Source organism: Providencia sp. PROV076 (genome assembly GCF_028483405.1).
Taxonomy (GTDB): domain Bacteria; phylum Pseudomonadota; class Gammaproteobacteria; order Enterobacterales; family Enterobacteriaceae; genus Providencia; species Providencia huaxiensis.
In genome coordinates this window covers 1-14340 of record NZ_JAMPRR010000006.1, presented here as the reverse complement: position 1 = coordinate 14340, position 14340 = coordinate 1, and the positions used below count along the sequence as shown (strand labels likewise).

At 41.0% G+C, this 14340-nt stretch carries 11 protein-coding genes; 9 read left to right on the top strand and 2 right to left on the bottom strand.

Annotated features, from left to right (window positions below; genetic code table 11):
* Window positions 1–67: 67 nt before the first annotated feature.
* The 4 genes from PSF67_RS05290 (at window position 68) to dld (ending at window position 6016) form a co-directional block, all read left to right on the top strand.
* Window positions 68–2050, top strand: a complete 1983-nt coding sequence (locus PSF67_RS05290) for a ligand-gated channel protein (RefSeq protein ID WP_272531042.1) — start codon at window positions 68–70, stop codon at window positions 2048–2050.
* 360 nt (window positions 2051–2410) lie between these two features.
* The gene (locus tag PSF67_RS05285; protein WP_004253162.1) at window positions 2411–2623 is read left to right on the top strand and encodes a hypothetical protein; all 213 of its coding nucleotides are present in this window, start codon (window positions 2411–2413) and stop codon (window positions 2621–2623) included.
* Window positions 2613–3998, top strand: coding sequence for an APC family permease (locus PSF67_RS05280; protein WP_102137708.1), 1386 nt, complete (start codon window positions 2613–2615; stop codon window positions 3996–3998). Before PSF67_RS05285 ends, PSF67_RS05280 begins: the two co-directional genes overlap by 11 nt.
* A gap of 275 nt (window positions 3999–4273) precedes the next feature.
* Window positions 4274–6016: a D-lactate dehydrogenase gene (gene dld / locus PSF67_RS05275; RefSeq protein WP_166264633.1), complete on the top strand. Its 1743-nt coding sequence runs from the start codon at window positions 4274–4276 to the stop codon at window positions 6014–6016.
* A gap of 68 nt (window positions 6017–6084) precedes the next feature.
* Here dld and sbcB read toward each other — a convergent pair whose 3' ends face one another.
* Window positions 6085–7524 (bottom strand): exodeoxyribonuclease I, encoded by a 1440-nt coding sequence (sbcB, locus tag PSF67_RS05270; RefSeq protein WP_407072563.1) that lies wholly within the window; start codon window positions 7522–7524, stop codon window positions 6085–6087.
* Window positions 7525–7691: 167 nt separating this feature from the next.
* Between sbcB and PSF67_RS05265 the strand changes: the two genes are divergently transcribed.
* The gene (locus PSF67_RS05265) at window positions 7692–8975 is read left to right on the top strand and encodes an MFS transporter (RefSeq protein ID WP_272676606.1); all 1284 of its coding nucleotides are present in this window, start codon (window positions 7692–7694) and stop codon (window positions 8973–8975) included.
* 124 nt (window positions 8976–9099) lie between these two features.
* The gene (gene tmaR, locus PSF67_RS05260; protein WP_004253179.1) at window positions 9100–9432 is read left to right on the top strand and encodes a PTS system regulator TmaR; all 333 of its coding nucleotides are present in this window, start codon (window positions 9100–9102) and stop codon (window positions 9430–9432) included.
* 111 nt (window positions 9433–9543) lie between these two features.
* Here the strand turns inward: tmaR and PSF67_RS05255 are convergent, their stop codons facing one another.
* Window positions 9544–10233 carry a helix-turn-helix domain-containing protein gene (locus PSF67_RS05255; protein WP_166264637.1) on the bottom strand — a complete coding sequence of 230 codons (690 nt, stop codon included), beginning with the start codon at window positions 10231–10233 and terminating at the stop codon, window positions 9544–9546.
* A gap of 208 nt (window positions 10234–10441) precedes the next feature.
* On the opposite strand from PSF67_RS05255, the gene PSF67_RS05250 reads away from it, so the two are divergent.
* The 3 genes from PSF67_RS05250 to PSF67_RS05240 are packed head-to-tail and all read left to right on the top strand — an operon-like array spanning window position 10442 to window position 14141.
* Window positions 10442–12772: a molybdopterin-containing oxidoreductase family protein gene (locus PSF67_RS05250; protein ID WP_272676605.1), complete on the top strand. Its 2331-nt coding sequence runs from the start codon at window positions 10442–10444 to the stop codon at window positions 12770–12772.
* Window positions 12773–12774: 2 nt separating this feature from the next.
* Window positions 12775–13323: a 4Fe-4S dicluster domain-containing protein gene (locus PSF67_RS05245; RefSeq protein WP_272676604.1), complete on the top strand. Its 549-nt coding sequence runs from the start codon at window positions 12775–12777 to the stop codon at window positions 13321–13323.
* A gap of 2 nt (window positions 13324–13325) precedes the next feature.
* Window positions 13326–14141, top strand: coding sequence for a dimethyl sulfoxide reductase anchor subunit family protein (locus tag PSF67_RS05240; protein ID WP_272676603.1), 816 nt, complete (start codon window positions 13326–13328; stop codon window positions 14139–14141).
* The last annotated feature ends 199 nt before the right edge of the window (window positions 14142–14340 follow it).

Here is a 14340-nt window from a genome sequence, read left to right as displayed (position 1 = left end):
ATTCAATGAAATCAATGTGAGCAAATCAATTCATATATAAAACAAAATATCTCTTGGAGAGTTGGGAATGGTTGTTTTTAATAAAAGAAAAGTGGCAATTAGCATAATTGCGGCTATCGCTGCGGCACCTGCATTTGCTGATGACAGTAAAGATAAAATCTATGTTACAACCGCATCAGGTTATCAACAGAAAATTGAAGATGCACCTGCGTCTATTTCTGTAGTAACTCGCGAACAACTCGAAACTAAAGCTTATCGTGATGTAACTGACGCATTAAAAGATGTACCGGGTGTTTTGGTCACCGGTGGCGGCAGTAGCTCTGATATTAGCATCCGTGGTATGGATGCAAAATACACCATGATTTTAATCGATGGTAAACGTGTAGATACACGCAGCACTCGTCCAAATAGTGACGGTTCTGGTATTGAGCAAGGTTGGTTACCGCCATTACCTGCGATTGAGCGTATTGAAGTGGTACGCGGCCCAATGTCATCGCTGTACGGTTCAGATGCGATGGGTGGGGTTATCAATATTATCACTCGTCGTGTGCAACAAGAGTGGACGACCAGTTTACGAGCAGATGCCACAATTACAGAACGCAAAAATTCAGGTAATACAGGGCAAGGCAGTTTCTATACATCTGGTCCATTAATTGATGGTTTGTTAGGTGTAAAACTACAAGGCCAGTATTCACATCGTGGTGAAGATAAAATCATTAATGGTTTTAACCGCCAAATCATGGCAAGTGGTGGAGCAACGGTATCGTTAACTCCAGATGACAAAAATACCTTCGATGCAGAGTTCAAACGTGATAACCAACACCGTGATGACCGTGAAGGTTATACCAGCAAAAGAGGTGACGGTAGCGGTTTTAGCAAATATGAATTGACTCATATGGCATTAACCCATACGGGTATTTATGATATTGCATCAACAGATACCTATGTTCAATACGATGAGACAAAAAACCCAGGCCGTAAAATGACGGCTGAAGACCTTGTTTTCCGTAATCAAAGTGTCTTTTTACTGGGTGATCATAGTTTAAGTATCGGCGGCCAATATCGTAAAGAGAAGTTGAAAGACGAAGGTAATAAATTTAAACAGTATAATCAGCTTGAACGATATAGCTGGGCGTTATTTGCAGAAGATGAATGGTTAATGACTAATGATTTTGCATTAACGGGTGGCCTTCGTATGGATAAAGACGAAAACTATGGTTCACACTGGACTCCGCGTCTGTATGGTGTATGGCATGCTGATGAACAATGGACGATTAAAGGTGGGGTAACTACAGGTTATAAAGCACCAAGCTTGCGCGAATCGTCCGCAAACTGGGGACAAGCAACAGGCGGTGGTGCAGGAAATGCCGTTATTTATGGTAATCCTGATTTGAAACCAGAGAAAAGTATTACTGAAGAAATTGGTGTTATTTGGAATAACCAAGATAATATTACCGCAGGGATAACTATCTATAACACTGACTTTAAAGATAAAATTACTGAAGTTAGGCGTTGTGAAGAAAATAGTAGCACAGTAAGAGCATGTACAGTAGCTCAAGATGGTGAAGGTGATAAACCTGGAAAACCATATCGTTTTATTAGTGACAAAGCAAACGTTGATAAAGCAAGAATGCGCGGTGTTGAACTAACTTTCAACTGGCGTATTGTGGATGACTTAAGCTTCGCAGCTAACTACACCTATACCGATACTGAACAAAAAAGTGGTGTAAATAAAGGTAAGCCATTAAATAAACAGCCTAAACATATGGCTAATTCCACACTGACATGGCAAACCACTGAAGATTTAGAAACGTGGACGCGTATGAATTTCCGTGGTAAAACCTCTGAGTACCAAGGCCGTGGACAAAAAATGTCAAGTGGTACAGCATCTTATGCTTTATTTGATTTAGGTGCGAGTTATCAGCTTAACAAGAATGCGAACATTGTTGGTGGTGTCTATAACGTCTTAGATCGCCGTATCGATAATGCGACTTACGGTGCTGAATTAGAAGGCCGTCGTTACAATATCGGTATCAACTACAACTTCTAATCGAAAATACTATCTCGATTAACCCAAACCCTTTGGCTCTCACCAGAGGGTTTTTTGTTGATTAAAACCTGATAAAAATCATAAGAAAAAGAACTTATAAGCAGATATGGCAAAAAGTCAGAAATAATCAAAATTTCTCATGGGAAATAGGGTGATTTGTTAACAATTTAGCTTGCTATTTCGAGTTATGGCGTGCAAAATGCGCGAACTAAAAAATAACTGATGCTTAATTAAATAAAGCATCGGTTTTTTTGTTTTTAGGAACGTTCATTCTAGCGGGGCCGGACATAGAGCCGGAGAGATAATTTTAATATTTACGTGTAGCAAACATTTTTCGCTACCGATTTGAGGAATGCTTTTATGGCTTACTTTTTCGCATTCGCAGCAGGGCCAGGCGCTGGCGGCTGCCGTATCGATGACTACGGGGCTCTCGGTGGCTTCGCTCACACGCCTTTCTCCCTTTCTTCGTTTTTCTCTGCCTATAGGCAGATGCAAAGTCTTCCCAGTAACTGTCGATTAAGCCGAAGTAGTATGCAATCGAAAGTTATGGGAGGGCTTAGACGTGCAAAATAATACGCCAATTCCATTAGACATCGGTCACAATCAAACGGGTGCGAATAACCGCGTACAACTTGCAAAAACCTTAACATTGGTGCAAGTGGTAATGATTGGTATTGCATATATCCAGCCAATGACGATATTTGATACCTTCGGAATGGTATCAGATAAAACCGGTGGACATGTTCCAACTTCATACATTATTGCACTTGCTGCGATACTGTTTACTGCACTGAGCTACGGTAAATTGGTGAAACGTTTCCCATCAGCCGGTTCAGCGTATACTTATGCCCAAAAATCCATGAGCCCACACATTGGCTTCTTGGTGGGCTGGACATCATTGTTGTCCTATATTTTTATGCCAATGATCAACATCTTATTGGCTAAAATCTATTTACAAGATATTTTCCCTAATGTAGAACCTGCAATCTTCGTTGTTGGGCTGGTTATTTTAATGACTGCAGCCAACTTACGTGGGATTAACGTGATTGCAAACTTAAGTACCGTCATTGCTATTATTCAAGTGGGTGTCATGGTGGTGTTTACAGGGCTTGTGATCCACGGTGTTTCTAACGGTGAAGGAACGGGAGAAATTTGGACTTTTAACCCATTTGCTAATGAAAAAACGGAAATGATCCCACTCATTGCTGGGGCAACAATTCTCTGTTTCTCATTCTTAGGTTTTGACGGGTTAAGTTCACTCTCAGAAGAAACACCGAATGCCGGTAAAGTTATTCCTCGTGCTATTTTCTTAACTGCGTTAATCGGTGGGGTTATCTTTATTACTGTTTCGTTCTTCTTACAGCAATACTTCCCTGATGTATCACGCTTTAAGAATATAAACGAAACACAACCAGATATTATGCGTTTTGTCGCTGGTACATTCTTCCAGTCAATCATTCTGGTGTTCTCATGTGTTACCGTATTAGCATCAGGCATGGCCGCTCATGCAGGTAGTGCGCGTTTAATGTATGTGATGGGACGTGATGGGGTATTCCCAGAAAAAGTCTTTGGCTACGTAAGCCCAACATGGCGCACCCCGGCATACAACGTATTACTGGTTGGTTTCTTGGCATTAGGCGCTATCTGGTTTGAAATGGATTTTGCGACAGCATTAATTAACTTTGGTGCGCTAATTGCGTTCACCTTCGTGAATATTTCTGTCATTAGCCAATTCTTTATTCGTGAACGTCGAATGACAGGCTTCAAAAATATCCTAAACTACTTGATCCTGCCTGTTATTGGTACGCTAACAGTGTGTGTGTTATGGCTGAATATTGAAGAAGACTCAATGGTTTATGGGTTGATCTGGACAGCAGTTGGTTTGGTCTATATGGCGGTGCTGACTCGCATGTTTAAGCGGCCTATGCCGCAGATGAGCGACGTATAGTTCTTCATAATTCTTCCTATTTCGCGCCGTAGCTGCGTTTTGCTCGGCGCCTTGCTACAACACGAACTATTTTGAATACACTGAAGAATTCGACTTTGAATATGTTCAGAATTAGATTTAAAAATAGCGCCCTTGAGGCGCTATTTTTTTACCCGTTAAGAATTATTTAAGATAAAGCGTGTAGCCTATTAACATCATAATATTATGTGATATTGTTGTTACAACACATAATGTATAACTATGATAATTACGTATTCGATTAATAAGGCACGCAAATGAATGATGCAAAGAAACCTGAGAATCAACGGTTATTACTGACGCTTAGGAATATTGTTGGCAAAAAAAATATTTTAACAGAGCCGCATAAAACAGAACGTTATCGTAAAGGCTTTCGCTCTGGTATGGGCGATGCAATCGCAGTTGTATTTCCAACAACATTGCTCGAACAGTGGTATGTCTTCAAGGCGTGTGTTGAAGCAGACAAAATTGTGCTGATGCAAGCGGCTAATACAGGGTTAACCGAAGGGTCAACTCCGAGTGGTTATGATTATGATCGCGATATCGTCATCATTAGCACCTTGAAACTAAACCAAATTCAAGTTTTACCGGAGTTTAATCAAGTTGTTGCGATGCCGGGAAGTACTTTGTACGATCTGGAAAAAATTCTAAAACCATTAGGGCGCGAGCCGCACTCTTTGATTGGCTCTTCATGTATTGGTGCCTCAGTTGTTGGTGGTATTTGTAACAGTTCTGGTGGTTCATTGGTGCGCAGAGGCCCTGCCTATACTGAACTTGCTCTCTATGGCCGAGTGAATGATGATGGCAAAGTAGAGCTTGTCAATCACCTCGGTATTGATTTGGGGAATACGCCAGAAGAGATACTGACGAATTTACAAAATCGTGGTTATAGCAGCGAAGACGTGCAAGTGAGCGATAAACTAGCGTCTGACCATGAATATGCAGAACGTGTTCGTGATGTTGATGCAGACACACCGTCACGTTTCAATGCGGATGAACGGCGCCTATTTGAAGCGTCAGGGTGCGCTGGCAAATTAGCGGTATTTGCTGTTCGCTTAGATACCTTCCCTGCAGATAAAAAAACACAAGTATTTTATATTGGTTCTAACAATCCAGATGTTTTGGAAGATATACGTCGCTATATTCTGAGTGAGTTTAAAAACCTGCCAGTAGCGGGGGAATATATGCATCGTGGTTGCTTCGATATTGCAGAGGTTTATGGTAAAGACACCTTTTTAATGATTGATAAATTCGGCACTGACAAAATGCCAATGTTTTTCACTATTAAAGGGCGTATTGATGCAGTATTAAATAAAGTCCCATTCCTACCATCAAATCTGATTGACCGTACCATGCAGGTTCTCAGTAAATTATGGCCTTCCCACTTACCGCCTCGTATGAAAGAGTTCCGTGATCGTTATGAACACCATTTAATGTTGAAAATGGCTGGAGACGGCATTGATGAAGCTAAAGTTTGGCTAAAATCTTATTTTTCAAACGCAGATGGTGGCTATTTTGAATGTACGCCAGAAGAGGGTGCGAAAGCATTTTTACACCGTTTTGCTGCTGCGGGTTCTGCGGTTCGTTATCATGCTGTTCACAACAAAGATGTGGAAGATGTTTTACCCCTTGATATCGCATTACGTCGTAATGATAGAAACTGGTTTGAAACATTACCACCAGAAATTGAAAAGCTATTAGTTCATAAATTATATTGTGGTCACTTTATGTGCCATGTTATGCATCAGGATTATGTATTGAAGAAAGGTGTAGATCCGAAAGAGCTAAAAGAAAAAATGTTAGCGTTATTAGATGAAAGAGGCGCTCAATACCCTGCAGAGCATAACGTAGGGCATTTGTATAAAGCCCCTGAACAACTGAAATCGTTCTATAAGCAATCTGACCCAACAAACACAATGAACCCAGGTTTAGGTAAAACAACTAAACGGAAAAATTGGGAAGGAGATTGTGGCTGTGGTCATACTCATGACCAGCAATAAACTCGCTATATAAATGAAGTAAGGCAGATATTGGGAATAGTACAATATCTGCCTTTTTTATTGATAAATTAACTGGCGAGATCTCTCGCATAATTAATCAATGCTTTTAATTGCTGACAACGCTTTTCATCATGTTGATGTTCTACAAGTAGTTGCTGTATTTGTTGCATATAGTCTGTTAAACGTTCTTCATTAAAGTAATCCCTACGGTGCTGTAACCAGCGTTGCTGCTCATCATAAGATAGCGTCGCAGGGTAATTACGTGCTTTATAGCGAAAGAACAGTTCTTTCATACGCTTATCTTCAAAACTTAATTCCAATGCAGGCAAGTTTTGTGGGGATGTCTCACGAATAATATCCATAGTTGAGCGGTCAGAAGGACTGAAAAAGCCATTATAAATTTGTGTATCGACATCATCTGACTCTGCGAATACTTGAGGCTCGCTAAATAACTCAATTAATTTGTTACGAATGTCAGGAGCCTTGCGTAAGGTTTCCAAATTGCGCATACACAAGTCACGGTCAACACCGGTTCGCTGCGCATCTTCTGGCCGCAGAGTTTTCTCTGGCGCTAAAATAGGGCACTTATTAATATGCACTAATTTTACAGGAACAGGGGACTCGCCAGCCAGTTCGGCTTTAGGTGTATATAAACGAGTACGTAACTGTTGAACATCTAACTCAATTAATGGTGAGATATCGGCAGATAAATCACACATAATGACGGCATTTTTGTTGTCAGGGTGCCAAGCAAGAGGCGCAACTAAACTAACATAAGAACGCAATGCGCCAAACATACCAGACACATGAACTAATGGCGTTATTTCTACAATATCAATAAGTTGGCTTATTTTGTTTTTATTTCTTAACTGATAGAAATAGTCGAACATCCGCGGTTGAGCAGCTTTCAACAGTTTTGCCATGTTAATAGTGGCTAAAACGTCAGACATTGCATCGTGAGCATTTTCATGAGCAACCCCATTTGCTTTGGTCAAATGTTCTAAGCGCATACTTGGTAGGCCATCTTCATTTTCTGGCCATTGCATACCTTCAGGGCGAAGTGCAAAACAGGCACGCAGAGTGTCGAGTAAATCCCAACGTGAATTTCCTTGTTGCCAGCTATAAGCATATGGGTCGTAAAAATTTCGATAAAAAATATTACGGGTAACTTCATCATCGAAACGGATATTGTTGTAACCCATAATACAGGTATTAGGGACACTAAAAGCTGCATGAATTCGTTTAGCAAACTCGGCTTCATTAACGCCTTGAGATAATGCCACCTGTGGGGTGATCCCTGTGATCATGACGGCTTCAGGCTGTGGTAAATAATCATCAGCCGGGGCGCAATAAAAAACCTCAGGTTCTTCAATGATATTAAAATCAAGGTCGGTACGAACGCCGGCAAATTGTGCAGGCCTATCGAGAGCAGGGCGTTTACCAAAGGTTTCATAGTCATGAATAAAGAATGAAGGTTGTTTTTTATTATCTTGCAACGTTTTCACCATTTTGATGGTTATATAATAGGTTGATAGTGGTTAATTTATTGGTATCACTATACATTGTTGATTAATGATACCTTATCTACTGTGAAAGCTAAACCAACGCTATCTGATATTGAGCGAGTGAGATTGATAGCTGCTTAATCAGGATAATTTTTGGCAGGTGATGAAATATGGAGCGTGGAGTAAAACAGTATTATGCCTCTTTGAGTGCATTATTGTTTTTTTTCTTTTTCACGTGGTCATCAATATTTTCTGTCGTCGCAATTTGGCTGCGTAAATATGTTGGCTTAGATGGCGCAGATACGGGGTTTATTTTCTCTTGTATTTCAATTGTGGCGCTTTGCGCACAGCCACTTTATGGATTTATACAGGACAAATTAGGATTACGAAAAAATTTACTGCTATTTATTGCCGTACTGCTGATTTTATCTGGGCCATTTTTTATGGTTTTCGGTACGTTGCTAAAATGGAATGTATTTTTAGGCAGTGTTATTGGCGGTTTGTTTATTGGTATGACATTTCACGCAGGGATAGGTGTTCTTGAGTCTTATACTGAGCGGGTCAGCCGATTATGCAATTTTGAATATGGTAAAGCGAGGATGTGGGGCTCATTGGGTTGGGCGACTGCAACGTTTTTTGCTGGACGTAATATTAACGTAAACCCCGACTACAATTTTATTATGGCAACCGTTTCAGGCTTATTATTTTTAGTTATTTTATTGAAATTAAAAACAGTAAATACGGATGCTTATAATAGTCTTGAACACGGTAAGCCTTCCGTCATAACGGTGAAAGATGCTTTACAATTATTTGTGCAGCCTCAATTTTGGGCTTTAATATTATTTGTATTTGGAACCTGCATATACAGCGTCTATGACCAGCAATTTATGGTGTATTTTGTTCATCAGTTCCAAAGTGAACAATTAGGTAATGAGATGTACGGTTATCTAAATTCATTGCAGGTTTTCTTAGAGGCGGGAGGCATGTTCATAGCGCCATTTATCGTCAACCGCATCGGTGCTAAAAATGGGTTATTATTTGCGAGTTCAGTCATGGCGTTACGGATTATTGGTTCAGGCTTAGCTGATGGCGCAATTATGATATCGATAATGAAATTACTGCATGCCGTTGAACTCCCAATTCTTTTAGTCGCAATTTTTAAATATAACAGTCTTCATTTTGATAAGCGTTTGTCATCGACACTTTATTTAGTTGGCTTTAGTTGCATGAGTTCTGTCGTTGCAAGTCTTTTTTCCCCATTAGCAGGCTGGGGGTATGATAAAATTGGTTTTGCTCATACCTATCTCGTTATGGGTACATTTGTGATTATTACGACAATATTATCTGCATTTTGTCTCAGAGGTGATGGCGCTGGTGATCCAGAAATCAAAGGGCAAGATCAGATAAATAAATTTTATGAAGGTCACTCCGAAAATTTGGACGTAAAAGTATAAAGTGAAATCAATTTTCAGCGGAATAATTTGATAAATATGCGAAACGGGCTTGTAACACGATAGGATTAGAATGTATTGTGTTAATAGATAATGCGTTTTGAATATTGACTAGAGGGTTTTAAACATGGACAACGCTAACAAGCCGTCTTTCCAAAATGTTCTGGAATTTGTGCGTATGTTTCGTCGCAAAAATAAAATTCGTCGTGAAATTACCGACAATGAGAAAAAAATTCGTGATAACCAGAAGCGTGTTTTACTGCTGGATAACTTGAGTGAATATATAAAACCAGGCATGTCGATTGAAGATATTCAGGCAATTATTGCGAACATGCGTAGCGATTATGATGATCGCGTCGATGATTATATTATTAAGAACGCAGAGCTTTCTAAAGAGCGTCGTGAAATATCTAAAAAACTCAAAGAAATGGGCGAATTGCCTCGTATCGATGTGAAGTAATGAATTCATAAAGCCGAGATAACCTCGGCTTTATTTGTTTGGTTTATTTGGAACCGTTGATTTGAACTATAGTTTATAGCTTGAGTCGATAGTATCGGCCAGGTGTAGTTATTATAAATTTAGCCGGCTAACTTGTTTGATTAATAAAGTTGCCAACCTTTCCATTTCATTTTCTGCAATAAATCCCATCGTCACTGCAGCTGCAACAAGCTGGCCTTCGCTGTTAAATACAGGGCAAGCAATAGATTGTGCGCCGGGAATACCTTCTGTCGGTTGGTAACGGATAGCATAGCCTTGTTGGATAACTTTATTAATCTCGTCTTGTGAATATGAGTTCGAGCCAAATTGGCTATCAAATGCGGAATACACTAGCCCAGCCGCACTTTTCACGACAGGTAATGGAGTGTTAGGCAAAAAGTCAATTTCAATATTTTTGAAGCTACGATTATATTTAATTAAAGAAAGTGCTTTCCCTAGGCGGGTAGCAATGCCCGTTGAGACGTTTTGTTCATCGCGAAATTGAATCAAACCATTGTTAATGGTGTCGATATAAGAGTCCTCAGATTCAACAAAGTTGGCTAGGAAGGCTAAATTTCGACCTAATCCATAACGACTAGTTTGAATATCTTGGTACAGCATTTGTGTACGACATAGTGAAACGAGATATTTATGTAGACGACTTTTCGATATATCACAACCTTTTGAAATATCCGCTGCGCGCGCAATGCCCCCATTTTGAGCAATATAATTTAAAATGCTTACAGCTATATCAACAGAATTAACACCTTGCAAAGTAGACATACATAAACCTCAGTTTAACAAGTCGTTATATTTTACCATGAGTTGCCTTGTGCTGCTAACGACCCGATAAAGCAAAAAAGATAACCCTAAAGCGGTAGCACATTATTACCTATAAATAGATAGAATTATTGATGCTACTCAAGTTCATCTTTGGTGAATGGAGTATATATATAGTGTACTTATAGAGGCAATGTCGAGGTTTACTATAATGAAAACTATAAATTCACTACGTTTAAAACGCCGAACCCTGCTCAAAGGGCTTGGTGTTGTTGGGCTGGCAAGTATTGCACCCTGTTCATATGCACAGGGTAACAGTAATCAACCCTTACCCAAAGTGCGGCTAAAACTGTCGGACTACAAAACATTTCGTTCAACTTGTGCAATGGAGTGTTTGCATTGCAACCTAACCGCATATACCTACCAAGGTAAGCTGATGAAAATTCAAGCAACGGAAGGGTTTAATGTTAAATGCTGCTTGAGAGGTATGAGCCGAACTAAATGGGTCTATCATGATCAACGCGTCAAAACACCATTACTGAGAGTAGGTGAAAAAGGTAAAGCAGAATTCAAACCAATAAGTTGGAATGAGGCGCTGGATCTTATTGAAAAAAATATTAGAGAGACCATCGATAAATATGGAAATGAAGGGTTGTTCATTTCTACTCATGCCGGAAATATGGATTCGATTAAAAATGACATGGGGAAGGCGTTTTTCGATTATTTAGGTGGGGCAACGAAACAAGCAGGCTCACTGTGTTGTTCTGCTGTAACAGCCGCAATGATCCCGATGCTCGGCCTGAGGTATGCTGATACCCGCGATACGATAGCAGATAGCCGTTATATCCTGTGTTGGGGTAATAACCCAGCGGTTACGATGCAAGCCTATTTTAAAAATTATAACCAAGCAAGAAAAAATGGCGCTCGGTTAGTGGTTATTGACCCGCGCTTTAATGAAACCGCAGCAAAAGCCGATGAGTGGATCCCGATTATTCCAGGGACAGATACCGCACTTGCTCTAGGCATGATTAAAATTATTATTGAAGAAAACCGGATAGATGAAAATTTTCTCAGGGTTCATACCGGTGCTGTCTATTTGGTTGATACAGACCAAAAACAAGTTAGGCAAAATGAAGATGATAAAGACAGCTATTTAGTTTTCGATATATTAAGCAAACAATTAGTTCGTCATGATTCACCGGGTATTAAACCAGCACTTTTCCAACATGAACTTCCTGATAACTTGGGTTACACCACAGTATTTGAGCAAATTTATCAGCAAGCTAAAGGTTGGGATGTAGCTCGCGTCAGTGAAGAAACAGACGTACCAGTGGAAACGATTGTTCGCCTTGCTCGTGATTACTCATCCATTACGCCTTCCATGATTGTACAAAACATGTCCGGTGCTCAGCGTACCGAGCATGGGGCTTATGTTGCCGCTAGCCAGTTCTACCTCGCTTTACTCACTGGAAATATTGGTAAGCGTGGCGCAGGCGTTTGTGATGCAGGTGGTGCTCGGCAAATGGCTAAATTTAGTCCAATCGTTCCCCCCGCACCGAATGTGAAAAATATTCCGCCTATTCCTGTCGCGAAAGTTGGTGATTTTATCGTCAATGAAAAACCGCATCCAATTAATTTCTGGTGGATTATGACGATGGGAGTTATGACCCAATTACCGAACACGAATAAGGTTCGGGAGGCTCTGAAGAAAGTGCCATTTGTGGTTGTGGCTGATAACTTAATGAGTTCGACGGCGTTATATGCAGATTTAGTCTTACCGGTGACCACTATTTTTGAAGATACCAGTTTGATGGCGGGTGTCCGTAGCCAATATGTTCAATTAATGGAAAAAGCGGTTGAGCCAGCTGGTGAAGCAAAACCCGATTATTGGATTTTTGCCCAATTAGCGGAACGTTTTGGTTTTGGTGAGGTATTCAATAAACCAATAGAGCACTATATTGACGCCTGTTTAGTCGGCTCTGGTATTACGCGCCAAATGTTAGAAAAAGGCCCTGTGCGTCCAGTCGAGGGGGATTGGATACCATTCAAAGACGGTATTTTTAGGACATCAACCCAAAAAGCTCACCTGTTTATTGAAGATTGGCAAAAGAAAAACTTTTCACCTGTTGTCGCTTACTACCAAGTGACGGAGTCTGTTAAAGGTTCACCTGAACTAGCCAAAAAGTACCCGCTGATGGCGGTTCAGCGCAAGTTAGCGCGTAGCGTGCATTCAAGTCATGGAATGAATGAATGGATCCTTGAAGTACAACGAAACCAGCCGAATGTTTTAATTCACCCAGAAGATGCTAAGTCTAGAGGCATTAAGAATGGAGAATGGGCGGTTACATTTAATGACCGAGGGGAACACAGAGCCATTGCGGTGGTAACTACGCATATTAAAAAAGGCGTAATTTCGTTAGATAACGGCTGGTGGGAACAGCAGGGGGGAAGTAGCAGCCATGTCACGAATGACCAAGTTGAACATTTAGGCACTGGGCATTGCTGTAATAGCACGCTAGTTGATGTCAGAAGGGAGGCTTAATCATGGTCAAACAATATGGTTTTTTGATCAACACAAAAGATTGTTATGGTTGCCGCACTTGTTCAATGGCCTGCAAATCTGAAAATGTCACTCCACCGGGAGTGTTGTGGCGCCGAGTTCGCGAATTTAATGATGACTCACCGAATACCCAAGCATTCATTACGATGTCTTGTAATCATTGTGATGACCCACAATGTTTAAAAGTTTGCCCTGCAGACACCTATACCAAACGGGCAGATGGCATCGTCGTTCAAGACCATGAAAAATGTATTGGTTGCCAGATGTGTATCATGGCTTGCCCATATCATGCCCCTGTCTTTGACCCAGCAGAAGGAAAAACCAGTAAGTGTAATATGTGCGCAGAGCGGTTAGATGAAGGCCTACTGCCAAGGTGTGTGGAGTCTTGTCCGACAGGCGCGATTGAGTTTGGTGATATTTCTGAACTACGTAAAAAGCATACGACAAACTGGGCGGTGCTGGAGCGACGTTATAACATGCCCGATCACACAATTAGTCATCCAAATATTGTGATTATTGGGATGGAGGACTGATCATGGATATTAAACATATGGAGCTCCCTCTGGTATTTTTCACGGTAATGAGCCAATGGGGAGTCGGTGCTGTTCTCGCATTAACCATTTACCAAATGAAAGCCAGTCAAGAATACCTATTATCAGGTTATGTATTACGTCGTGCAGTGTTATTGATATGGCTGATTGAAGTTGTCGGGTCAACGATGTCAATGGGGCACTTGGGTGTGCCTCTCGAAGCCTATCGTTCCGTTCTGGGGCTAGGCCATTCATGGCTAAGTCGCGAGGCAGTGACATTTGTACTATTAAATGGAATTGTTACGTTGTGGGCGCTATCTTGCTGGTTACAACCCACGGTAAACACACGCAATACGATTTTAGGTTGGCTAAGTGGGGGCGGTGGGTTAGCCGCTATACTTGTCACCGCACAAGTCTATTACCAGATGGTCGCTCACCCATTATGGCATACACCAGCAACACAAATCGCGTTTCTAGGTAGTGCAATTGTCCTTGGTTTTAGTCTAGTGGCCTTATTTGTTATCAGTCAAGGCAAACCATTACCATCGACAATTAAAGTAGGTGTGCTGATAGGTGTTGCATTGGTATTAATCGCGCAGGTTATTCGCTTACAGTTACCCGCAAGCCAAGGTGGAAGTTATTTTCTGTGGTGGCAAGTTGTGATGAGTATGCTATTGCCATGTATTATGGTGATGAAAGCATATAAGGAGCGACCGTCCGTAGTCTTAATTGTATTGATAATGTTGGCGATGTTTAGCGGAGAGTTAGCCGGCCGAGCCTTGTTTTATGGAGCGGTTATGATCCAAGCTCCTTGGTTCTAAAAATCCTCGTCATATTTCGGCCTGTCGCGTTGTTGGCGTCGCACACTCGCCCTAGTCACATACTTATGTATGCTCCTAGGGTCTCGTTTAGCTCGCCGCCTAGCGACAGGGCGAACTATTTAGAGGATTGATATGATTGTATTTATTTAGGGCTATCGCGTTGTTGGCGTCGCACACTCGCCCTAGTCACATACTTATA